The organism is Shewanella sp. WE21 (assembly GCF_002966515.1).
In the GTDB taxonomy this organism is placed as follows: Bacteria; Pseudomonadota; Gammaproteobacteria; order Enterobacterales; family Shewanellaceae; genus Shewanella; species Shewanella oncorhynchi.
Map to the genome: position 1 here is coordinate 379,499 of NZ_CP023019.1, position 21,701 is coordinate 401,199.

Annotated in this window: 25 protein-coding genes; 3 read left to right on the top strand and 22 right to left on the bottom strand. The window is 45.9% G+C overall.

Annotation, left to right across the window (positions count from 1 at the left end; genetic code table 11):
- Positions 1-240 precede the first annotated feature (240 nt).
- From rplS to ffh, 5 genes are all read right to left on the bottom strand, one after another.
- A complete protein-coding gene (gene rplS, locus CKQ84_RS01510) occupies positions 241-594 on the bottom strand; it encodes a 50S ribosomal protein L19 (RefSeq protein WP_006080791.1) in 354 nt (117 codons plus the stop codon).
- A 34-nt stretch (positions 595-628) separates the two neighbouring features.
- Complete coding sequence (trmD, locus tag CKQ84_RS01515; protein ID WP_028760810.1) at positions 629-1,375, bottom strand: tRNA (guanosine(37)-N1)-methyltransferase TrmD; 747 nt, start codon at positions 1,373-1,375, stop codon at positions 629-631.
- Positions 1,376-1,390: 15 nt separating this feature from the next.
- Positions 1,391-1,921, bottom strand: a complete 531-nt coding sequence (gene rimM / locus CKQ84_RS01520; RefSeq protein WP_006080789.1) for a ribosome maturation factor RimM — start codon at positions 1,919-1,921, stop codon at positions 1,391-1,393.
- 20 nt (positions 1,922-1,941) lie between these two features.
- The gene (gene rpsP, locus CKQ84_RS01525) at positions 1,942-2,193 is read right to left on the bottom strand and encodes a 30S ribosomal protein S16 (protein WP_006080788.1); all 252 of its coding nucleotides are present in this window, start codon (positions 2,191-2,193) and stop codon (positions 1,942-1,944) included.
- 217 nt (positions 2,194-2,410) lie between these two features.
- Complete coding sequence (ffh, locus tag CKQ84_RS01530; protein ID WP_006080787.1) at positions 2,411-3,784, bottom strand: signal recognition particle protein; 1,374 nt, start codon at positions 3,782-3,784, stop codon at positions 2,411-2,413.
- Between the two features lie 289 nt (positions 3,785-4,073).
- Between ffh and ccsA the strand changes: the two genes are divergently transcribed.
- Complete coding sequence (gene ccsA, locus CKQ84_RS01535; protein ID WP_028760813.1) at positions 4,074-4,862, top strand: inner membrane protein YpjD; 789 nt, start codon at positions 4,074-4,076, stop codon at positions 4,860-4,862.
- 99 nt (positions 4,863-4,961) lie between these two features.
- Positions 4,962-6,236, top strand: a complete 1,275-nt coding sequence (locus CKQ84_RS01540) for an HlyC/CorC family transporter (RefSeq protein WP_028760814.1) — start codon at positions 4,962-4,964, stop codon at positions 6,234-6,236.
- A 141-nt stretch (positions 6,237-6,377) separates the two neighbouring features.
- Here CKQ84_RS01540 and CKQ84_RS01545 read toward each other — a convergent pair whose 3' ends face one another.
- The 12 genes from CKQ84_RS01545 to rpoE form a co-directional block, all read right to left on the bottom strand.
- A complete protein-coding gene (locus tag CKQ84_RS01545) occupies positions 6,378-6,902 on the bottom strand; it encodes a DUF962 domain-containing protein (RefSeq protein ID WP_105249854.1) in 525 nt (174 codons plus the stop codon).
- Between the two features lie 208 nt (positions 6,903-7,110).
- Positions 7,111-7,494: a holo-ACP synthase gene (acpS, locus tag CKQ84_RS01550; protein WP_105249855.1), complete on the bottom strand. Its 384-nt coding sequence runs from the start codon at positions 7,492-7,494 to the stop codon at positions 7,111-7,113.
- Entirely contained in the window at positions 7,494-8,231 is a 738-nt protein-coding gene (gene pdxJ, locus CKQ84_RS01555) for a pyridoxine 5'-phosphate synthase (RefSeq protein ID WP_006080782.1), read from the bottom strand. The genes acpS and pdxJ overlap by 1 nt, the downstream gene beginning before the upstream one ends.
- A gap of 70 nt (positions 8,232-8,301) precedes the next feature.
- A complete protein-coding gene (recO, locus tag CKQ84_RS01560) occupies positions 8,302-9,012 on the bottom strand; it encodes a DNA repair protein RecO (RefSeq protein WP_105249856.1) in 711 nt (236 codons plus the stop codon).
- Positions 9,013-9,040: 28 nt separating this feature from the next.
- A complete protein-coding gene (era, locus tag CKQ84_RS01565) occupies positions 9,041-10,057 on the bottom strand; it encodes a GTPase Era (protein ID WP_028760819.1) in 1,017 nt (338 codons plus the stop codon).
- Positions 10,054-10,734 (bottom strand): ribonuclease III, encoded by a 681-nt coding sequence (gene rnc, locus CKQ84_RS01570; protein ID WP_012088603.1) that lies wholly within the window; start codon positions 10,732-10,734, stop codon positions 10,054-10,056. The genes era and rnc overlap by 4 nt, the downstream gene beginning before the upstream one ends.
- A 1-nt stretch (position 10,735) precedes the next feature.
- Positions 10,736-11,653, bottom strand: coding sequence for a signal peptidase I (lepB, locus tag CKQ84_RS01575; RefSeq protein ID WP_105249857.1), 918 nt, complete (start codon positions 11,651-11,653; stop codon positions 10,736-10,738).
- 183 nt (positions 11,654-11,836) lie between these two features.
- A complete protein-coding gene (gene lepA / locus CKQ84_RS01580) occupies positions 11,837-13,627 on the bottom strand; it encodes a translation elongation factor 4 (RefSeq protein WP_028760822.1) in 1,791 nt (596 codons plus the stop codon).
- A gap of 166 nt (positions 13,628-13,793) precedes the next feature.
- Positions 13,794-14,267: a SoxR reducing system RseC family protein gene (locus tag CKQ84_RS01585; protein WP_105249858.1), complete on the bottom strand. Its 474-nt coding sequence runs from the start codon at positions 14,265-14,267 to the stop codon at positions 13,794-13,796.
- A gap of 10 nt (positions 14,268-14,277) precedes the next feature.
- Complete coding sequence (locus CKQ84_RS01590; RefSeq protein WP_028760824.1) at positions 14,278-15,210, bottom strand: MucB/RseB C-terminal domain-containing protein; 933 nt, start codon at positions 15,208-15,210, stop codon at positions 14,278-14,280.
- Between the two features lie 12 nt (positions 15,211-15,222).
- Positions 15,223-15,849 carry a sigma-E factor negative regulatory protein gene (locus CKQ84_RS01595; protein ID WP_028760825.1) on the bottom strand — a complete coding sequence of 209 codons (627 nt, stop codon included), beginning with the start codon at positions 15,847-15,849 and terminating at the stop codon, positions 15,223-15,225.
- Between the two features lie 41 nt (positions 15,850-15,890).
- Complete coding sequence (gene rpoE, locus CKQ84_RS01600; RefSeq protein WP_028760826.1) at positions 15,891-16,469, bottom strand: RNA polymerase sigma factor RpoE; 579 nt, start codon at positions 16,467-16,469, stop codon at positions 15,891-15,893.
- Between the two features lie 190 nt (positions 16,470-16,659).
- On the opposite strand from rpoE, the gene nadB reads away from it, so the two are divergent.
- Positions 16,660-18,273, top strand: coding sequence for an L-aspartate oxidase (nadB, locus tag CKQ84_RS01605; protein ID WP_028760827.1), 1,614 nt, complete (start codon positions 16,660-16,662; stop codon positions 18,271-18,273).
- 28 nt (positions 18,274-18,301) lie between these two features.
- On the opposite strand, the gene CKQ84_RS01610 is transcribed toward nadB, so the two are convergent.
- From CKQ84_RS01610 to nhaA, 5 genes are all read right to left on the bottom strand, one after another.
- Positions 18,302-18,742, bottom strand: coding sequence for a protein YgfX (locus tag CKQ84_RS01610; protein WP_105249859.1), 441 nt, complete (start codon positions 18,740-18,742; stop codon positions 18,302-18,304).
- Entirely contained in the window at positions 18,723-18,971 is a 249-nt protein-coding gene (locus tag CKQ84_RS01615; protein WP_028760829.1) for a succinate dehydrogenase assembly factor 2, read from the bottom strand. Before CKQ84_RS01615 ends, CKQ84_RS01610 begins: the two co-directional genes overlap by 20 nt.
- Positions 18,972-19,056: 85 nt before the next feature.
- A complete protein-coding gene (nhaR, locus tag CKQ84_RS01620) occupies positions 19,057-19,965 on the bottom strand; it encodes a transcriptional activator NhaR (RefSeq protein ID WP_028760830.1) in 909 nt (302 codons plus the stop codon).
- A 114-nt stretch (positions 19,966-20,079) separates the two neighbouring features.
- A complete protein-coding gene (locus CKQ84_RS01625; RefSeq protein WP_105249860.1) occupies positions 20,080-20,466 on the bottom strand; it encodes a hypothetical protein in 387 nt (128 codons plus the stop codon).
- 2 nt (positions 20,467-20,468) lie between these two features.
- On the bottom strand, positions 20,469-21,638 hold the full coding sequence (gene nhaA / locus CKQ84_RS01630) for a Na+/H+ antiporter NhaA (protein WP_028760832.1): 1,170 nt from the start codon (positions 21,636-21,638) through the stop codon (positions 20,469-20,471).
- Positions 21,639-21,701 lie beyond the last annotated feature (63 nt).

Genomic DNA, 21,701 nt, shown 5'->3' on the forward strand with positions numbered 1-21,701 from the left:
TGTTTAACCCAGTTGTCGAAGCAGGACTTCAAGTCAGCTTGGGTATTCATTTCGGATATAAAATAGCGTAAATCCATCGCAATGTACTTTTGTAATGCTACACCATTACAATTAGGCGACCACTATGCCTGTTCATTCTCTTTAGATCAAGTATAAATACTCAAAAAACAGCAACAAAAAACCGCCACTAGGGCGGTTTTCTGTGCGAACACTACGTCTTGTTTTCTGTAGCGGTAACTATTACTTAGTTGCCAGCTTCTCACGGATACGTGCAGATTTACCTGAACGATCACGCAGATAGTACAGTTTGGCGCGACGAACGCGACCACGACGCTTAACTTCAATGCTAGCGATCAGTGGGCTGTGCGTTTGGAAAGCACGCTCAACACCTTCGCCATTAGAGATTTTACGTACTGTGAATGCAGAGTGCAGACCACGGTTACGCTTAGCAATTACAACGCCTTCAAAAGCCTGTAAACGCTCTTTATCGCCTTCTTTAACACGAACCTGAACGACTACTGTATCACCAGCACCAAACGCAGGTACGTCTTGTTTCATTTGCTCATCGTTGAGCATTTTAATGATGTTGTTCATAACTTACTCCGTTCTAGAATTAACTGAGCTACGACTAAGCATGCTTGTTCATTGCTTCAACGAACTGCGCTAATAGAGTCGTTTGTTCGTCAGTCAGAGCTAGATTTTGCAATAATTCTGGCCGTCTAAGTAAAGTCCTACCAAGGCTTTGCTGTAAACGCCAGAGTCTAATTTGTTCGTGGTTGCCACTTAGCAGCACTGCCGGTACGTCAAGACCATCAAGGCTTTCAGGGCGAGTATAATGTGGACAATCCAGTAAACCGTCGGAGAAAGAATCTTGCTCCGCCGAAGCTTGTTTTCCTAGCACGCCAGGAACCAATCTCGATACTGAATCTATCAGAGTCATCGCCGGTAATTCGCCGCCCGAAAGCACGTAATCCCCTATCGACCACTCTTCATCCACTTCCGTTTGAATGATGCGTTCATCAATACCTTCGTATCGACCACAGACCAAAATCAAACGTGATGATTGAGCCAACTCAGTGACGCCTTGCTGATCCAGCTTGCGTCCTTGAGGTGACAAGTAAATCACCTTCGCACCTTCACCCGCTGCGGCTTTCGCTGCATGGATGGCATCGCGCAAGGGTTGCACCATCATCAACATTCCGGGACCACCGCCGTAAGGCCTGTCATCTACCGTATTATGTCTATCATGGGTGAAATCACGGGGATTCCACGTGTGCAACTCGAGCAGGCCGTTTTTCACGGCTCGACCCGTAACACCAAAGTCTGTCACGGCACGGAACATCTCTGGGAACAGGGTTATTACCCCTAACCACATCTGTTGTACCTCGACTTAGAAGTCAGGATCCCAATCCACTAAAATCTGTTTACCTTGCAGGTCCACCGTTTTGATGAACTGCTCAGGGACAAAGGGGATCATACGTTCCACTTTGCCGAAACTATCTTTAGCGTTGGCTTTAACGAGTAATACGTCGTTCGATCCTGTTTCCACGATCTGATCGACAATCCCCATGTTATAGCCTGTTGTATTGACCACTTCGCAACCGATGAGATCACGCCAGTAGAATTCATCTGCTGGCAAATCGTTCATCTGTTCCGGCAAAATCGCAATCTCACAATTTGTGAGCATTTGCGCTTGCTCCCGTGTTTCTACGCCATCAAGTAAGGCAACAACGGCCTTACCTTGATAACGCCACTGGGTGACCTTTATTTCGCGCCATTCACCATTTTCTTTAATAAGCCAAGGTGAATAGTCAAAGATACCTTCAACAGAATCGGTATAGGCGGTGATTTTCAGCCAACCTTTAATGCCATGACAGGAGCCTAATTTCCCCAGTACGACTGGCTGTTGGTTACTGCTCATCAATCTATACCTTAACGCTATTAAGCTGTTGCTTTACGAGCGTCTTTGATCAGTTTTGCTACACGTTCTGTAGCAGCTGCACCGTTAGAAACCCAGTGCTCAACGCGAGCTAGGTCTAAACGTAAAGTTTCTTCTTGGCCACGGGCCAATGGGTTGAAGAAACCAACACGCTCGATGAAACGACCGTCACGAGCGTTACGGCTATCAGCAACAACGATGTTGTAAAATGGACGCTTTTTTGCGCCGCCACGAGCTAAACGAATGGTAACCATGCGTTTTCAATCCTCTAATGATTTGCTTGAAGCAAAAATAAAAACTGGAACCCCGTGTTCGCGAAGAGTCCCAGATAGAAAGCCGGAAGATTTTACCTGACTTTCCAACGAATGCAACCAAAGATGGCGATTATTACGCCTGCGCCCTCAGTAAGCGGTTCATTGTTGCCAGAGTCAACCGACTGATAAAGTGCTAAGTTTAACTAAAAATGCCCGATTAACGTCCCGGAAATTTCATTCCTGGCGGCATCATGCCACGCATTCCGCGCATCATTTTTTGCATGCCGCCCTTAGCAGACATTTTTTTCATCATCTTTTGCATTTGAGTAAACTGTTTCAATAAACGGTTTACATCTTGAATTTGCGTGCCAGAACCGGCAGCGATGCGACGTTTGCGTGAGCCCTTGATTAAATCAGGGTTCTTACGCTCCTTGGAAGTCATCGAATTAATGATGGCTTCCATTTGACCTGTCATCTTGCCGTCTTGGATTTGCGCTAAGGCTTCTGGGGGCAATTGACCGACACCGGGCAGTTTTTCCAGCATATTCATCATGCCGCCCATGTTTTTCATTTGCTGTAACTGCTCACGGAAATCTTCTAAATCGAAACTGCCACCTTGCTTCACTTTCGAAGCCAGCTTCATGGCCTTTTCTTTATCGACGCCGCGCTCAACTTCTTCGATAAGCGATAACACATCGCCCATGCCCAAAATGCGTGAGGCAATACGGTCTGGATGGAATGGCTCTAACGCGTCGGTCTTTTCACCCACACCGAGAAATTTAATCGGCTTGCCCGTAATGTGGCGAATCGATAACGCCGCACCACCGCGCGCATCACCATCGACTTTGGTTAAGATCACCCCTGTCAGTGGTAAAGCTTCGTTAAACGCCTTAGCGGTGTTTGCCGCATCTTGACCTGTCATAGCATCAACAACGAACAAGGTTTCGATAGGCTTAACCGCTGCGTGTAAGCCTTTGATCTCGTCCATCATGGCTTCGTCGACATGCAGACGACCCGCGGTATCGAGGATCACCACATCGATAAACTTTAATTTAGCGTGGGCAATCGCCGCTTTCGCAATGTCGATTGGCTTTTGGCTAACGTCCGATGGGAAAAACTCCACCGCCACTTCTTGCGCTAACGTCTCAAGCTGTTTAATCGCCGCAGGGCGATAAACGTCAGCACTGACGACTAATACCGATTTTTTATGGCGTTCACGTAAAAATTTACCCAGTTTGGCCACACTGGTGGTTTTACCCGCACCTTGCAGACCCGCCATCATAATCACAGCTGGCGGCTGAGTGGCTAAATCTAGGGCTTCATTCGCCTCGCCCATGGATTTTTCAAGTTCACTTTGAACTATCTTAATAAAGGCTTGACCTGGGCTTAAGCTTTTAGAGACTTCTTGGCCAACGGCACGTTCTTTTACGTTATTAACGAATTCGCGCACCACAGGCAGGGCAACATCGGCCTCCAGCAGTGCCATACGCACTTCGCGCAGGGTTTCCTTAACGTTTTCTTCAGTTAAGCGACCACGGCCACTGATATTTTTCAGTGTGCGTGACAGTCTGTCGGTTAGGTTCTCAAACATCGTCCTGTTCTATACCTTTAAGAATCTCGATTGATGGGCTGTATTATAACGATGCATGCGCATTATGCTACTGCTGCACCCATCTTGATTGTGGTTAAGTGTTTTACTTGCGCTGAGTCATGTTTTATTGTCGTCGACACACTATTTAACCCTAACAATAAGAATCTGCTAAATTTTGCAACTCATGTCACTGCCCATTTGCCGACAGCTCATGTTATTCTAGGGAAAATATTGATCTGTATGCCCCGTTTTTAAGGCACCTTTAACTACACAAATAGGTTAATTACCCATGGTCATCTTTTCTGCCTCAGCCATGTTTTTTTATTGCATTGCATTGGTACTAGTGACGAGTAGATTGTTTCACCCAGACGGTCCGAATCGCCGTGCTGTCGCAGGCTTTGCCGCTATTGCGGTTATTTTGCATGCTGCAGCATTATCACAAGTGATTTTCACCACAGATGGCCAAAACTTTAGCCTGACGAATGTGATTTCCTTAGTGAACTGGATTATCGCTTTTACTTTTACGATATTGATGTTCAGGCTGAAAGTCATCGTCGTCGTGCCCGTGGTTTACGCCTGCTCAGTGCTTTCGGTTGCCCTACTCTGGTTATTGCCGCCTAAATTCATCACGCATTTTGAGCTTTATCCTGAAGTATTAGCCCACGTCGTATTGTCACTCATGGCCTACAGCGCCCTGATGATTGCCGCCCTATATGCAATACAACTGGCGATGATCCAAAATAAACTGAAGAAAAAACAATTTATGCTGAGCCCTGGCATTCCGCCGCTGATGACAGTTGAAAAACAACTTTATCACCTGGTGATTATCGGCGTTATCTTGCTCAGTTTGTCGCTCGCGACTGGTTTTATCTTCCTTGAAGATATGTTCGCCGATGGTAAAGGTCATAAGGCAATTCTGTCGATAATGGCTTGGTTTGTATACATTACTATGCTGTGGCAACAGTATTGGGTCGGTTGTAAAATTCGTACCGCAGTCATTTATACTCTTACTGGCGCATCCTTACTTTCGCTCGCATATTTTGGCGCGCGCATTGTCAAAGAATTAATCCTCAACTAAACATTTAAGTCGGCTGGGGCAGTTATTGCTGCGGCCGACTTGACACTTTTTTTAAATGTCGGTATTTACTTAAGTTTACTGGCCACATTGGAGCCTTTTTTGGACGCTATATCGACAAGCGCACTCCTGATCGTTTTACTAGTGCTTATCCTATTCTCTGCCTATTTTTCAGGCTCAGAAACCGCAATGATGACTCTCAACCGTTACCGTCTACGCCACTTAGCCAACAATGGCCATAAAGGGGCGATTAGAGCCTTGAAGTTACTTGAGCGTCCTGACCGTTTGATTGGATTGATCTTAATTGGCAATAACTTAGTCAATATTTCCGCATCGGCTATTGCGACTATCATTGGTATGCGTCTTTGGGGCGACTTAGGGGTCGCTGTTGCAACTGGCGTGCTTACATTAGTCGTGCTCGTTTTTGCTGAAGTCACGCCAAAAACCATCGCCGCGCTAAATCCTGAGCGTATTGCTTTTCCCTCTAGCATACTGCTACTTATACTTTCCTCGACCTTTGCCTATGTTGTCTCAAGCGTTAATTTGATAACCACAGGTATCTTACGTTTGATGGGGATAAAAACCGTTAATAGTAGCGATGCGCTAAGCCAAGAAGAGCTGCGTACTGTGGTACATGAGGCAGGGGCACTCATCCCCCGACGCCACCAAGAAATGCTGTTATCTATCTTGGATTTAGAGAAAGTCACCGTTGAAGATATTATGGTGCCACGCTCAGATATCTACGGAATTAACGTCAATGACGAATTTAAGGTTATCAATCGTCAGGTGATCCAAAGTCCACATACCCGAGTGTTAGTGTATCGCGACACCATAGACGATGCAGTGGGCTTTATTCATCTACGCGATGCCCTGCGCCTCCAATCTAAAGAGCAATTTAGCAAGTCATCTTTGCTACGTGCAGTGAAAGAACTCTACTTTGTGCCAGAAGGTACACCACTCAATGTGCAGCTAGCTAACTTCCAACAAAATAAAGAGCGCATCGGCTTAGTCGTTGATGAATATGGTGATATTCAAGGTCTAGTAACACTCGAAGATATTCTCGAAGAGATTGTCGGTGACTTTACCACTTCGATGTTGACCACCCCGAGTGAAGACATTAAGGTGCAGCAAGATGGCAGCTACTTAGTCGATGCGGGCATTACGATCCGCGATTTGAATAAAGAAATGAAGTGGAACTTTCCCACAGATGGCCCTAAAACCCTCAATGGTCTGATTCTGGAGTATCTGGAGGACATTCCTTCTGCGAATACCAGTTTACGTTTAGCAGGTTATCCATTAGAGATAATTGATGTGTCAGAGAATATGATTAATACAGTGAGAATTATCCCGCTGTATTATCATCCCCCCAGAGTTTAATCCTCAATTTTGAGCATAAAAATTGGCCGAACCACACAAGTTAAGATGTGGTCCGGCCGACGATTTCCTCCAAGCGATGATGCTCCCCCGAGCTATACCTTTAGTGCTAATCTATCGACTCTAATTCACTATCTAGCCAAGCTATGCAGACTTTTTCGCCTCAAGTATACGACGCTTCTCAAGCGCCATTGGCGTTATCTGGGCGTTCAGCGCCTTTTCTAAGCCCAACATAAAATACACTTCCGCCATTAAGAAAAATGGCCCAATTAATAGCTGATTTAAGTCATCCACAAAGGCAGGCTTGGCTTTTTCATATTGATGGCCGATTAGCTGGAACACCCAGCCCACCACAAATACCCCTAGGGCAAGCCAAGTGGCACCGGCGATATGCGCCGCCCACTCGGTCGTGAGCAGCACAGGTACCATGAATAATATGAGCCCCATTGAAAGCCTTAAGTGTAAACGGACATAATAGGCCAACACGAATATACCGACTATCACTGCTAAACTTGTCTCTCCCATACTGCCCAGCGGAATACGCACTGTGGCCAGCAACAGGAACGCAGACCAAATAATCAGTGGGATGCCAATAAAATGGGTCTGAATATTACGCTGATTTAAATGCACACTTTTGTAGGTCGATAACTGCTCTGCGGCGGATTTCATGTCGGGTTCCTCTTCATTTGCCCCTGCTTTACCTGCGCCAAATTGAGCGACGCGCAAACCATAAACTAACGTAAAACAATTAAACTGAACAGTAAAAGTAAATAAATTGTTACATTCAGTAATTTGGCACTTATTTGGAGACCCATCCAGAAATGAAAAAAGGAACCCTAAGGTTCCTTTTTTACCGCCAACAAACGCAAACTCGGGTTTATTGAGACTCTATGATTACCGTCGCAATCGCATAGGATTTTTCATCGGCAATAGAGATATGCCCAACCGTCGCTTTAAGCTGCTGTAAGCGCGTCAGCGCCCCCTCGGTAAAGTGAATCGTCGGCGCACCATCCTCATTGTTACCAATGTGAATATGCTGAAACGACACGCCGCGGCCAATACCCGTACCGAGAGCTTTGGCTGCGGCTTCTTTTGCCGCAAAACGCTTGGCAAGATAACGACTTGGCTGACTATGGGCAGTATAAATGGCTAACTCAGCCTCGGTCAGCACACGTCTAGCGAGCTTGTCACCTGCGCGTGCCACATGGACCTGAATACGCTCAATCTCGACGATATCTGTGCCTAGGCCGACAATCGCCATTATTCGCCTCGACGACCTTCAAGCATTAACACTTTCATGTCTTTCACTGCTGTCGCTAAACCGTCAATGGCGGCACGTGCGACAATCGCATGACCGATATTGAGTTCATATAACTCAGGAATCGCCGCGATGGGTTTCACGTTGTGATAATGCAAACCATGACCCGCGTTAACCACTAAACCTTTGCCATGGGCGTATTTTGCCATTTCGCTAATACGCGCTAACTCAGTGGCTTCTTCTGCTTCCGTTTTAGCATCGGCATAACAGCCCGTATGAATTTCAATAAGCGGTGCGCCAGAGGCAACAGCGGCATCAATTTGAGTTTTATCGGCATCGATAAATAAGGAGACTTGAATACCCTCAGCAGCTAAACGAGTCACTGCAGCAGTGATTTTATCTAACTGCCCCGCCACATCTAAGCCGCCTTCAGTGGTGACTTCTTGACGTTTTTCTGGCACTAAACAGACATAGGTCGGTTTAATTTCACAGGCGATGTTAAGCATTTCTTCGGTCACCGCACATTCAAAATTCATGCGGGTTTTCAAGGTTTTTGCCAACAAATATACATCGCGGTCTATGATGTGGCGTCTGTCTTCACGCAAATGGATAGTGATGCCATCGGCGCCAGCATGTTCAGCAACGGCAGCAGCATGCACAGGATCAGGATAACTGGTGCCACGGGCTTGGCGCAGAGTAGCAATATGGTCGATATTCACGCCCAATAAGATACGGCTCATCGGGAACTCCTTAATGTTTAACGCTGATATTGCGGCCTATTGTACTTAGGCTCACGCTAAAAAACAGGAGCTAGGGCGAATTATTCCCATCAATCTTCGTTGGTACGGCTGTGCTGACGAACAATTGTCGACTCAACAAAGGTTTAGTCCCGAGTAATGGCGTTAACAGGGATCGCATCAACAACTTAGCGCTCAAAAAATGTGCATCGGTGAGCTGGTTATCGTTAAGCGCCGTCAACATTGCCCCTTGGTAGGCGTTGCGAGCACGGGAGTTGAGCACAAATTGAAAACCTAACTCAGGCAAGAGTTGGTAATAATCATCAGGTACGAGTGGTTCACCTTGAGTATCGCGGCTAAGAGAAGGCATAAAACCTAATTCCCGCAGCAAGGCGAGCTCAATATAACGCAGTTGGGATTGGCAAAACTTCGCGGCAAGGCCGACTAAGGCTTGATGATAAATGAGGAACAACTCTTCAGCATTGTGCTGTACAGACAAAGTGCGAACCAATAACTCATTGATATACATACCAGCAAACAAGCTTTGACCAGAAAGAGGCACAGCAGGCGCAGCGGCTTCGACTTGAGTTAAGGTTTTTAATTCAGACTTACCGCTAAATTCGAAGATCAGCGGTTGAAAGGGCTGGAGAATACTCTTGATAGAGCGCTTACCGCTGCCAGTTCGGGCAACCACATCGACCCGTCCAATGCCGTCAACTAAGAGGTTAACTAAGACACTGGACTCTCGATATGGGCGATGATGTAAAACGTAACCACGTTTCATCGGTAAGCGCGCTCGCTGGAATTAATGCTTAATCGTCGCCGTAACCTAAGCTACGTAGGGCGCGTTCATCATCGGCCCAACCGGATTTCACTTTCACCCACACTTCGAGGAAAACTTTATTATCAAACAAGGTCTCCATGTCTAAGCGAGCTTGAGTTGCGATAGTACGAATACGTTCGCCCTTGCTACCAATCACCATACGTTTTTGACCTTCACGCTCAACAAGGATCAGGGCATTGATTTGATAAACGCCATTTTCCATCATCTTAAACTGTTCGATCTCAACTGTCGCATCATAGGGTAATTCATCACCTAGGAAACGCATCAGTTTTTCACGCACAATTTCCGACGCCATAAAACGTTGCGAACGGTCGGTAACATAGTCTTCAGGGAAGAAGAAAGGTCCTTCAGGAATCGACGCCGCCGCTAGCTCTAAAATGCGCTTAACGTTGGTACCTTTACTGGCTGAAATCGGCAAAATTTCATCGAAAGGATATTTTTTGGCGACTTCTTCCAAATACGGGAATAGCGATTCTTTGTCTTTGATATTGTCGACTTTGTTGATCGCCAGAATTGTCTGACGCTCTTCACCGCCACGGCGTAATTTACTCAACACCATCTCATCATCGGCGGTCCACGTCATGCCATCGACCACAAAAATCACCATAGCTACATCGGCAAGCGAACTGGCAGCTGCGCGGTTCATCAGGCGGTTAATCGCCCGCTGCTCTTCTATGTGTAAACCTGGTGTATCGATGAACACAATTTGCTTCGGACCATCGGTATGAATACCCATGATACGGTGGCGCGTGGTTTGTGGCTTTTTAGAAGTAATACTTACCTTCTGACCAAGCAAACGGTTGATTAACGTTGATTTACCGACGTTAGGGCGACCAATGATCGCCACCATGCCGCAATAAGTGACATCGTATTGGGCCGACGGCGTTGGCGCGGCCGCATTCATCCTTGCCAGTAATTCATCTAAACTCGGCTCAGTTGCCGCTTTTGCAGCATCGATACCTGACAAGTCTGTTTTTTTGGTCATTTCTTTAGTAACTCCAATACTTGAGCGGCCGCGATTTGCTCGGCTTTACGGCGTGAACTCGCCACACCAATGACGCTTTGGCTCAAGTCTTCAATACGACATTCAACGGTAAATGTCTGATCGTGGGCATCGCCTTCTATGTTGATTACTTGGTAATCAGGCAGCGGCTTTTTAAACCCTTGTAAATGTTCTTGCAGTAATGTCTTAGCGTCTTTCTGGCTGATCCCAGGTTGGATTTCAGCCAAACGCTCGGCATACCATTTCAACAGTAATGCACGGCAAACTTCGAGATCGGAATCAAGGTAAACGGCGCCAATAATGGCTTCAACTGCATCGGCAAGAATCGACTCGCGTCTAAATCCGCCACTTTTCAACTCGCCAGGACCGAGATATAAATAATCGCCGAGCTTAAACTCTTGGGCGATGATAGTTAAGGTATCACCGCGAACTAAGGTGGCACGCATCCGGCTTAAATCGCCTTCGGTTGCCTTCGGAAACTGATGATACAAAGCATCAGAAATCACGATAGATAAAATTGAATCACCTAAAAACTCTAAGCGCTCATTATGCTTATTTGCCGCACTTCTGTGGGTCAGCGCTTGAGTCAAAAGCTCAATATTCTTGAACTCATAACCTAAGGTACGACACAAACGTGGCAAATTTTTAATCGGTTCCATGCTATTTAATTCCACCTACACGCTCAAAACGCACACCGCTAGGCACCCAAGTTGGGAGGAAGTCGGCTTTTGAACGGTCAAATTCAAAACTAATCCAAATCGCTACCGCTTTACCAACAAGGTTCTCTTCTGGCACAAAGCCCCAGAAACGACTGTCGGTACTGTTATCGCGGTTATCACCCATGGCAAAGTAGTGGCCTTCAGGCACTAAAAACTCACCCGCAGGTAAATTACCTTCACGCTTAAAATACCCCAGCATGTCAGGACGACTTGGGTTGATCAAAATATCGTGGGCGACATCACCCAATTCCTCTTTATAACGCAGTAACGGCACACCATCTTGGCTGTAATCACCACGACTGATCTCAGTGCGGGCGATAACTTGCGGTTCTGGACAAGCTGTTTGCTCAACGCCACAGGCCTTCTGGATCATCAACTGCTTGTTACGGTAAATAATTCTATCACCCGGTAAACCGACAACACGTTTAATGTAGTCAATGGCGGGATTTTCAGGATACTTAAATACCACTACATCACCGCGTTTTGGCTCGCCAATTTCAACCAGTTTAGTGCGCCATACGGGATCTTTAAGCCCATAACTAAATTTTTCCACCAGAATGAAGTCGCCCACTAAGAGGGTTGGCATCATAGAACCCGATGGGATTTGAAATGGCTCATAAATGAATGAACGTAGGATCAACACAAAGGCAATAACAGGGAAGATAGAATGCGCGGTTTCGACTATGGTCGACTCACGAATGATTTGGTACTCAGCTTCTTCAGTTAAATTCGCTTGTGATGCCTTTGCTAACGCTAAACTCTCACGACGCTTTGGAGCGAAAACGAGCACATCGACTAACCAAATAAGTCCTGAGATCAGGGTGATTAGCACTAGAATAATGGAAAAATACGCTGCCATTGCTTATTGAACTCCTGCCTTAAAAATAATTAAAGGTGCCTAACTCAGCGAATATCATACTTTAGTTAACTTACCGTATTCGACCTTGGTAAACCAAAGTGATAAACCAATGCGATAACCTAACTAAAGCGCCGCAAACAGCGGCGCAATAGTCAACTAAATTGTCACTTCTTATGCTAACGATTACTCGTTTAGCTTAAGTACCGCTAAGAATGCTTCTTGTGGCACCTCAACGTTACCTACTTGCTTCATCCGTTTCTTACCCTCTTTTTGTTTATTTAAGAGTTTTTTCTTACGAGAAACGTCGCCGCCATAACACTTAGCCGTTACGTCTTTACGCAGGGCTTTCACGGTTGAACGGGCAATAATTTGACTGCCCACCGCCGCTTGAATCGCAATATCAAACATCTGACGTGGAATAAGTTCTTTCATCTTATCCACTAAAGCTAAACCACGGTGACGAATGTTTGATCTATGGATAACCATAGCCAAGGCGTCGACTCGGTCGCCGTTGATGAGAATATCTAAACGCACCATGTCTGCAGGATCGAAACGAATAAAGTTATATTCGAGGGATGCATAGCCACGGCTAGTGGACTTCAAACGGTCAAAGAAGTCCATGACCACTTCCGCCATTGGCAGATGGTAAGTTACAGCCACTTGGTTACCGTGGTAAACCATGTTCACTTGCGTGCCACGTTTTTCAATACACAGGGTAATCACGTTACCTAAGTATTCTTTTGGCACTAAAATGTTGGCCTCAACAATCGGCTCACGCATTTCTTCAATGTTGTTAATCGCAGGCAGATCAGACGGGTTATCAACGTAAATCGTTTCACCGCTGGTCATGACAACTTCGTACACTACGGTTGGCGCAGTGGTGATCAACTCTAGGTTGTATTCACGCTCTAAACGCTCTTGTACGATTTCCATGTGGAGCAGGCCTAAATAGCCAATGCGGAAACCAAAACCGAGTGCCGAAGAACTTTCAGGTTCAAAGAATAATGACGCATCGTTCAGGCTGAGTTTGTTCAGCGCATCACGGAAGTTTTCATATTCGTCGGTCGAAATTGGGAATACGCCAGCGTATACCTGTGGCTTCACTTTCTTAAAACCAGGTAACGGCTTTTCAGCACCATTTTTGGCTAAAGTTAACGTATCGCCCACGGGCGCGCCGTGAATTTCTTTCAGACCCGCAATCACAAAGCCGACTTCACCGGTTTTAAGTTCGGTTTTGTCAGTTTGTTTTGGAGTGAAAATACCGACGCGATCAGCAGTGTGGTTTTGCCCTGTAGACATGACCTTAAACTTGTCACCTTTTTTCAGGCTACCGTGTTTAATTCGCACTAACGACACTACGCCTAAGTAGTTATCAAACCAAGAATCGATGATCAAGGCTTGCAATGGTGCGTCAGGATCGCCTTCTGGCGGTGGAATTTTGGCAACAATGACTTCTAAAACCTCGTCGACACCGACACCAGTTTTAGCCGAACAACGCACAGCATCCATCGCATCGATACCAACGATATCTTCAATCTCGGCAGCAACACGTTCTGGATCGGCTTGTGGTAAGTCAATCTTGTTTAAAATGGGTACCACATCTAGATTCATATCCAGCGCGGTATAACAGTTTGCCAGTGTCTGAGCTTCAACGCCCTGACCCGCATCAACCACCAGCAAAGCACCTTCACAGGCAGCTAATGAGCGCGAGACCTCGTAGGAGAAGTCAACGTGACCTGGGGTATCAATAAAGTTGAGTTGATAGACAAGGCCATCTTTGGCTTTATAATCCAAAGTGACACTTTGTGCCTTAATCGTAATACCACGCTCACGTTCTAGATCCATAGAATCTAAAACTTGAGAATCCATTTCACGGTCGGTTAAACCGCCACAAACCTGAATAAGACGATCTGATAGCGTCGATTTACCATGGTCGATATGGGCAATAATTGAGAAGTTTCTAATTTGTTTCATTATGCTGCAATGACTAATACTGAAAATGGATACGGTTCAAAGGAGCGAAATTGTACCTGATTGCGGTTTCAATACCAATCACATTCACTCCTACTTAAGACAGGCCGATAAAACAACGCCCAAAACCGCAGTTAGCTGCTATTTGATAAAAAATAACACATTGAAATTATTGAGCTAATTCGTTTAAATTGATGCTCCTACCTAAATAGGCCAAAATCACAGGCTGAGCATCAACTTCTAAACGTTTAGCCTGTTGCTTACCAAAAGACCACGCAATCAAGGCACCAACGGCCGCAAAGCCCATGGCACCTAGGTTAGGATTAAACTCAAGCAACTGGCCTAAAAATTGTCCTAACGCTGCGCCGACAAACAGGCCAAACAGCGGCATTAAATAGATTAATGCCGCGGCTTTGAGGATCACGCTCTCGGGAAGGCCTAATTTGAGTAATTCACCAGCCTCACAGCGGCGGTCACTCTGAATAGAAAATTGCTGGGTTTTCGAGGAAAAAGCCTGAGCGACAGCAGAGGTCCCGCAAGACTCACTGTTACTGCAGCTCTTGCAGGTACTCTTAAGTTCCACTTCAACCGTCAACCAGCCTTGACTATCACTGGAGACGACTCTGGCAATTTCTTCCATCATAATCGGCGTCCTATTCTAGCGTCAGACTTTTAGCAATGCGCGTTAAGGTTTCTGTCGGCACTTTACCCACAGCAACCACTTCGGCATTACCGACTTTTTCTGAGACTAACGACAAGCCATTACGGGTAATTAATTCTTCAGGCAATGGACTTGTGCCCGCACGCGCCACATAAACAGAAATATTTGCCAGTCCATCGGTCAGTGCTATGTATTCCACCGCTTCGTGACTGCCAATTAATCTATGGTGGTCGCGCACTACCACAGTAAAACCTGCGGGTAACCAAGCAAATTGCCAGTTTTGACCGTCTTGGCGCTCGGCTTGATCGATAACTGCCGGCCACTCTTGCTTATAGGCCTCTTGCAAAATGGCTGGCGGCTCGCTGAATTCAATGAGTTCAATCACCATGATCTGCTCAAGTAATTGCTTATCTTGAGTCAGCATGTCGTATCTCAGCGGCAGATAGGTTTCCATATCAAGCCAAATTTGAAAGCCATAACGGAATTCATCATTAGGCAACAGGCGGATCATTTGCCCCGGACGCCCAGCGATACGGGTACGGCCACCGAGTACAAACTGATAACCCACTTCTAAGTCCGCCATATTGGCAGAGAAAGCAGCAGGCCAGACACCTTGAATATGATTAGAAACGATACTATACGCAGGCTCATCGTGCTCAATAAAGGTGACACGATTACCGACACGCACTGCATTTTTGGGTGGACCGTTAAGGTATTCTAGAAAGGCAACTTCTTGATTATTCACCTTACCATGCAGGTAAACCAAAGGCCGAATATGATCGGCCTGAAGTTGAATAATCGATGCTTTAAACTCTTTCTCTCGTAAAGCCTGACTCATTTTCTCGAGCCAAGCTTTGGCAGGCATGTCTTCCTGCGCGGTTGCAGGAAAGACCAAGGCTAATAAAGCCAACAGGATTAGACGCAAGCTAACTCCTCGTTATTGATTGACCGGAACGGGTACGACCTCGGTATTGTCCTCTACAACCGCACCAGTATTCAATCGTTGTTGCAACATATGATCTTGGATATAAGTATTAATTCGGCGACGTTGCTCATTCACCTGATCATTGGTATAGCCTTGATTCTGTTGTACAGGACCGGTTTGTAGGCTCACAGGTGATGCGCTACCAATAAGCGGCCTTGTAATTAACACGGGCGATGGTGACGCGGCATCATCGGCGGTTTGATTGTAATTCTGCACACCCACAATCGCAAACATAGCAACCGTCGCAGCAATGGCATATTGACCAAATTGCTTAAATAAAGGTACGACGCGGCTTTGCTCCGAATTGGCGGCAATTTGTGGCGTTACAGGTGCAGTAACTTTAGACGCATGATGCTTAGGCGCAACTATCGCTGGCTCAAGTTCAATGGCGGCAGCAATGCTAGCAGAGAGATCTAACACAATAGTCTGCGGCAATTCGCCACGCATGGCATCGCCTATCATATGATAGTTATGCCATTTATCATGTGAATGTGTATCAGCAGATAACTCTGCCATGGTCTGCGCATCAGTCTCTCCATCGACTGCGGCAGATACCCATTCTTGACCTAATTTATCCATTTTTCACCTGTCTAAATATAAGGGTTTCTTAAAATAAGAATTTAGGCTTCCAGCAACGGCTGGAGCTTTTTATCGATTGCCTCTCGAGCTCGGAAGATACGCGATCTTACGGTCCCGACAGGACAATCCATGACTATGGCAATATCTTCGTAACTCATACCATCGAGTTCACGCAATGAGATGGCCATTCGTAATTCTTCAGGCAAGGTCTCTAATGTATCGAAAATCACTTTTTTGATTTCATCCGATAACATTAGCCGTTCTGGGGAGGCAAACTCCTTCAGCGCGTCACTGCCTTCGTAATATTCGGCATCTTCTGCATCAACATCATTCGCAGGCGTTCTACGCCCCTGTGATACGAGATAATTCTTCGCAGTGTTTACTGCGATGCGGTACAACCAAGTATAAAATGCACTTTCACCGCGAAAGTTTGGCAAAGCTCTGTAAGCTTTGATAAACGCTTCCTGTGCCACATCAGCAACGTCCGCTTGGTTCCGTACATAACGGGATATCAAGCTAATGACTTTACTTTGATATTTAAGCACTAACAGGTTAAAAGCGTTTTTATCACCTTGTTGTACGCGCTCAACTAATTGTTGATCACTTAATTGTCCACTCATCCGAGCCGACTTCTCCTAAATCTAAAATGCTGATTTCTCAGTCGCTCGAATCATATTCACTTATGTAGACTCGCGGGCTTTGAAAAAGTTCTAAAAATTATACAAAAAAAGTAAGGTAAAAAGGAAAGTACCCATAATCGGTGAGTTGGTTTACCATAGTTGGCACTCTTCAGTCACATCATGATACCCGATGAAACAAGTAGTTGAACACCAATCTGACATATTAGTCATAGGTAGCGGTGCCGCAGGTCTGACACTAGCTTTGCATCTTGCTGAAAAAGCAAAAGTAATTCTGCTTTCAAAAGGCCCACTCTCGGAAGGGTCGACTTACTACGCCCAAGGCGGTATCGCCTCCGTCTTCGACGAAAGTGACACTATCGAATCCCATGTTGCAGACACCTTAATCGCAGGGGCGGGTTTATGTGACAAAGACGTTGTCACTTTCACGGCTGAAAATGCCAAGAGTGCGATGCAATGGCTTATCGAATGTGGCGTCGCCTTCGATAAAGAAGAAACCACAGACGGGAACGCAAAAGATGCACCTTACCATTTAACCCGTGAAGGCGGCCATAGCCACAGACGTATTCTGCACGCTGCCGATGCCACAGGCAAAGAAGTGCAAACCACACTGCAAGAACGCGCACTCGCCCACCCCAATATTCAAGTTTTAGAACGCTATAACGCCATCGACCTCATCACCACCCGTAAATTAAATCGCCCAGGTAATCGTGTATTAGGCGCTTATGTGTGGAATCGCAATGAAGAACACGTCGAAACCGTTAAAGCTAAGTTTGTCGCGTTAGCGACTGGTGGTAGTTCAAAGGTTTATCAATATACCTCAAACCCTGATGTCGCTAGCGGTGATGGTATTGCCATGGCATGGCGTGCAGGTTGCCGCGTGGCGAATATGGAGTTCAACCAATTCCATCCGACGTGTTTGTACCACGCAGATGCGCGCAACTTCTTACTCACCGAAGCCCTGCGTGGTGAAGGGGCTTATCTGCGTCGTCCAGATGGCAGCCGCTTTATGCCGGACTTTGATGAACGCGCTGAACTCGCTCCCCGTGACATCGTTGCCCGCGCCATCGACTACGAGATGAAACGTCTGGGTGCCGACTGTGTATATCTGGATATCAGCCATAAAGATGCTGACTTTGTGATGAAGCATTTTCCGACCATCTATAGCCGTTGCTTAGATCTAGGAATTGATATCACTAAGGATGCAATCCCTGTCGTGCCTGCTGCTCACTATACCTGCGGTGGTGTAATGACAGATATGCACGGTCAGACGGATCTCAATGGTCTCTATGCTATTGGTGAAGTCGCCTATACGGGCTTACATGGCGCCAATCGTCTGGCGAGTAACTCGCTACTTGAATGTTTAGTGTTTGCCCGTGCGGCGTCACAGGACATAGAAAGCCAACTGCATAAAATTCAAATCCCGGGACAAATTCCAGCATGGGATGAAAGTAAAGTGTCGAACTCGGATGAGGAAGTGGTCATCGCCCATAACTGGCACGAACTGCGGTTATTCATGTGGGACTACGTTGGAATTGTACGCTCAGATAAACGTCTGGAGCGAGCACTGCGCCGCTGCCTGATGTTACAGCAAGAAATTCAGGAATATTACAGTAACTTCAGGGTTAGCAATAACTTGCTCGAATTACGTAACTTAGTGCAAGTGGCCGAATTAATTATTCGCTGTGCCATGGAGCGTAAAGAAAGCCGTGGACTGCATTTTAATATCGATCATCCAGAGAAATTAGACGCGCCTCGCCCGACTATTTTACTACCTGAAAAGTAACCGCATAGGTGACTTCATCATAAACAGACTAAATCTCAGAATGAGGTTTAGTCTGTTGCATTTTAGCCCGCAGCAACAGCCGACATAAATGTCGATAGTCAGTATCATTTAACATATCAGCCCAAACCAGCAAGAGCCGCAGCTGAGTATCCACTTCGATATAAATCAAGCAAACAAAGGGCGTGACCCAAGTGCGTTTTAGTACCTGAAAGTGCTCCCCCGTTGACAAACGTCCCTCGCCTTTATCACTCAGCACAAAATCTAAACGCCAATGCTGCAGTCGCCACAACTGCGACAGCAAAAAAATACTAACAAGTACGATAAACAAATATTTAAGCAGAGATAAGGCGATAATGTCGCTTTGGGGCCAAAGCAGAAATGAGCTAGAACAGACACCAATAAAAACGACCAACGAGAGTCGTTGGTCGAAAGAGGCTTTTACGCTGAAACTATGGTGCCGGTCTTCCACGGACTTTTACTATCATACGAGCCAGTTCAGTGTCAGGGCACACTTCATGGCCCATAAACCAAGCAAACAATTCTGGATCTTCACATTCCAACAAACGGATAAACACGGTTTTATCTTCATCGGACATTTCTTGATAGAAGTTTTCAACAAAAGGTTGAAGCAAGACGTCTAATTCCAGCATCCCACGACGACATGCCCAGCGAACCCTTGCGATGTTCATTAATTCCAAGGTATTTCTCCCAACACAGATTTGGCATTAGTCTATCAGTTCACTGACTAAAGTGTCGATTAACCCTTCATATTGACTCACAAAATTAGCATTGTTGTACTTGCGTATCGAGCCCCTCAAAGAGATCGCTAAAATCTGTATCCAATAATCGCTTTACCGCAGGATGTTGGATCATACGTTCCGCAAACATCACATGGTATTCCTCTTTCACATCGGTGGTTTCACCGAGCAAATTCATACCATGGGAAATCACTTCTTGGCGATAAATCGACGGTGTGACAAAAATACCTCGTTTAAGGTAACCAAAGGCCTTCATCATGGCCGCATCATCGAACTCGCCCAAGATACTGACTTTAAGATTTTGCTCGTCAAACCAGCGATATAGCTGTTGTCCGAGTGAAGTTCTACGGCCGGGGATTAATAGCTGGCCTTGTTCTAAACAGGCAGGAAAATCAGCGCTATAAGTCTCAGCGGAGAAAAAACTCACGCCACACTCGCCTAATTTTTTAGATAAAATTTCAGGGTATTTCAGTGACTCACCTGCACAATCCGAAAGGATCATATCCAGTTTATGCTCACGTAAACGCGCCATTAGGCTCTCGTGAGTCGCCTCATAGCAGGCTAAGTGCATAGAATTGTCATTAGGCACTACGGATAATAAAACTCGGCTGACTAAAGCTTTAGATAAGGCATCGGCAATACCCACCTCGAATAACATGGCATCCGCTTTTTGATAATTAAGTAAATCGAGCATTTCATAGCTAAGGCTAAACATCTTATCGGCGTAGCGAAACACCAATTCACCTAACTCTGTCGCCTCCAATGTCCGCCCGACTCGCTTGAACAGACTGCCGTTTAACCTATCTTCTAAGGCACGAATTTGCCCTGTTATCGTTTGCGGCGTTAAACATAGGGCTTCGGCCGCCTTCGCGACTGAGCCCTTTTTCTTAATCATCCAAAAATAATACAAGTGGTTATAATTCAAGTGCAGCATGCTAACCCGCTGTTAATGCTCCCTCAAACGCCAAGGCGCTGAGGGGGTACTGTGTTATTTTAAACTCGATAGTTTAAAATCAGATGATTAAAAACCTGATGATTCCCAGTCAAGTTACTTTAAACGCTGGCAGTCGAGTAAGTTAGTAACTATGCCTTGTAACTGCTCCAAATCGGCAGCATTCCCCAGACTTACCGCTTCAGTGACTCCTGAAACTAAAACGTTACGTTCAGGAATACGTTCGGCGCAATAGGTTCGATTCGCTTCTTGGAAACGTTTACCACCGCGATACTTAAGTGCCCTCGATTCATAACCATTAGTTTCTAATCTCGCCCCTAAGGAATCAGATTTAAACATCAAAGCGCCATCCACTATTCCTTCAAGATAGCTTTGGCAAGTCTGCGAGTTTGCATCCTGATTACAGGCCGAAATTTGCGATGCCGTCGCGGTTGTCGATAAACATAAGAGCGTTGCTATTCCCATTAATTTCAACTTTATCATAGTTATACTCCTTTATTAGGTAACACTTTTGATAACCAGAAATACCCGACTAACGCTGCCATAATCGAACCGATTAAGGTCCCTAGGCGTGCTAAGTCACCGTACATAGGGTCTGCATGTTCAAAGGCTAACGACGCAATAAACATAGACATAGTAAAACCAATACCGCACATGGCCGCGACGGGGGCAATTTGCTTCCAACCTACGCCATCGGGCAATTGAGCTAATTTTAGTTTCACCGCAATAAAGCTAAATAACATTACACCGATTGGCTTACCTAACATCAGGCCCAATGCAATACCAACAGGAACAGGAGAAATTAACGTCTCCAAATTCATATTGCCGACATAAACGCCCGCATTGGCAAAAGCAAACACTGGCAAAATGAGGAAAGTACTCCAAGGATGCAAACTATGCTCTAAGCCTTCTGAGGGTGAACTGCCATCCTTTGCCCGCAATGGAATACAAAAAGCAATGATGACGCCAGCCAGAGTCGCATGCACTCCAGACTTAAGTACGGCAACCCAAAGGATTAACCCTAAGATGCCATAGGGTAAAAGTGAGGTAACCCCTTTGCGGTTTAACCCAACCAAGCCCGCAATCGCTAAACTGGCAATCACTAAACTGATGGTTGATAAGTCAGTACTGTAAAACAGCGCGATAATCACTATGACGCCTAAATCATCGATGATAGCTAAAGCAAGTAAGAAGACTTTCAGTGAAACAGGAACGCGGCTTCCGAGCAGTGCCATAATACCTAAGGCAAAGGCAATATCGGTCGCGGCAGGAATCGCCCAGCCCGCTTGTGTGACAGGATCACCGTAGTTAAACAGTAAGTACACACCAGCAGGGACTAACATGCCGCCAATGGCTGCAAAGGTAGGCAGGGAAGCTTGAGCGACGCTCGATAAGGCGCCTTCAAGTAACTCACGTTTCACTTCTAAACCAATCAGCAAAAAGAATATGGCCATCAAGCCATCGTTTATCCACAGGATGAGTGGCTTGTGTATATTGAGCTCGCCAATTTTGACTTGAACGTCAGTGCCTAAAAAGCCTTGATAAAGTCCAGATAAGGGGGAATTGGCCATCAGCATGGCTAAGGCAACAGCAACCAATAACAGGATACCGCCAGCCGACTCTTGGCTTAGAAAATTTCTAATTGCTTTTTCCATCTTGCACTCCTAAAAATTATAATGAATTGAGTGTAGACGAATTGTAATAACAAATATAATCGT

Excerpts from the sequence above, each read along its gene's own strand:
- acpS (WP_105249855.1), bottom strand. The coding sequence starts at position 7,494 with ATGGCGATTGTCGGCCTAGGCACAGATATCGTCGAGATTGAGCGTATT.
- rnc (WP_012088603.1), bottom strand. The coding sequence starts at position 10,734 with ATGGAACCGATTAAAAATTTGCCACGTTTGTGTCGTACCTTAGGTTAT.
- ccsA (WP_028760813.1), top strand. The coding sequence starts at position 4,074 with ATGGTCATCTTTTCTGCCTCAGCCATGTTTTTTTATTGCATTGCATTG.
- nadB (WP_028760827.1), top strand. The coding sequence starts at position 16,660 with ATGAAACAAGTAGTTGAACACCAATCTGACATATTAGTCATAGGTAGC.
- CKQ84_RS01595 (WP_028760825.1), bottom strand. The coding sequence starts at position 15,849 with ATGGATAAATTAGGTCAAGAATGGGTATCTGCCGCAGTCGATGGAGAG.
- nhaR (WP_028760830.1), bottom strand. The coding sequence starts at position 19,965 with ATGCTGCACTTGAATTATAACCACTTGTATTATTTTTGGATGATTAAG.
- recO (WP_105249856.1), bottom strand. The coding sequence starts at position 9,012 with ATGAAACGTGGTTACGTTTTACATCATCGCCCATATCGAGAGTCCAGT.
- pdxJ (WP_006080782.1), bottom strand. The coding sequence starts at position 8,231 with ATGAGCCGTATCTTATTGGGCGTGAATATCGACCATATTGCTACTCTG.
- lepA (WP_028760822.1), bottom strand. The coding sequence starts at position 13,627 with ATGAAACAAATTAGAAACTTCTCAATTATTGCCCATATCGACCATGGT.
- CKQ84_RS01545 (WP_105249854.1), bottom strand. The coding sequence starts at position 6,902 with ATGAAATCCGCCGCAGAGCAGTTATCGACCTACAAAAGTGTGCATTTA.
- ffh (WP_006080787.1), bottom strand. The coding sequence starts at position 3,784 with ATGTTTGAGAACCTAACCGACAGACTGTCACGCACACTGAAAAATATC.
- CKQ84_RS01585 (WP_105249858.1), bottom strand. The coding sequence starts at position 14,267 with ATGATGGAAGAAATTGCCAGAGTCGTCTCCAGTGATAGTCAAGGCTGG.
- nhaA (WP_028760832.1), bottom strand. The coding sequence starts at position 21,638 with ATGGAAAAAGCAATTAGAAATTTTCTAAGCCAAGAGTCGGCTGGCGGT.
- rplS (WP_006080791.1), bottom strand. The coding sequence starts at position 594 with ATGAACAACATCATTAAAATGCTCAACGATGAGCAAATGAAACAAGAC.
- CKQ84_RS01625 (WP_105249860.1), bottom strand. The coding sequence starts at position 20,466 with ATGATAAAGTTGAAATTAATGGGAATAGCAACGCTCTTATGTTTATCG.
- rimM (WP_006080789.1), bottom strand. The coding sequence starts at position 1,921 with ATGAGCAGTAACCAACAGCCAGTCGTACTGGGGAAATTAGGCTCCTGT.
- trmD (WP_028760810.1), bottom strand. The coding sequence starts at position 1,375 with ATGTGGTTAGGGGTAATAACCCTGTTCCCAGAGATGTTCCGTGCCGTG.
- rpoE (WP_028760826.1), bottom strand. The coding sequence starts at position 16,469 with ATGAGTGGACAATTAAGTGATCAACAATTAGTTGAGCGCGTACAACAA.
- era (WP_028760819.1), bottom strand. The coding sequence starts at position 10,057 with ATGACCAAAAAAACAGACTTGTCAGGTATCGATGCTGCAAAAGCGGCA.
- rpsP (WP_006080788.1), bottom strand. The coding sequence starts at position 2,193 with ATGGTTACCATTCGTTTAGCTCGTGGCGGCGCAAAAAAGCGTCCATTT.
- lepB (WP_105249857.1), bottom strand. The coding sequence starts at position 11,653 with ATGGCAGCGTATTTTTCCATTATTCTAGTGCTAATCACCCTGATCTCA.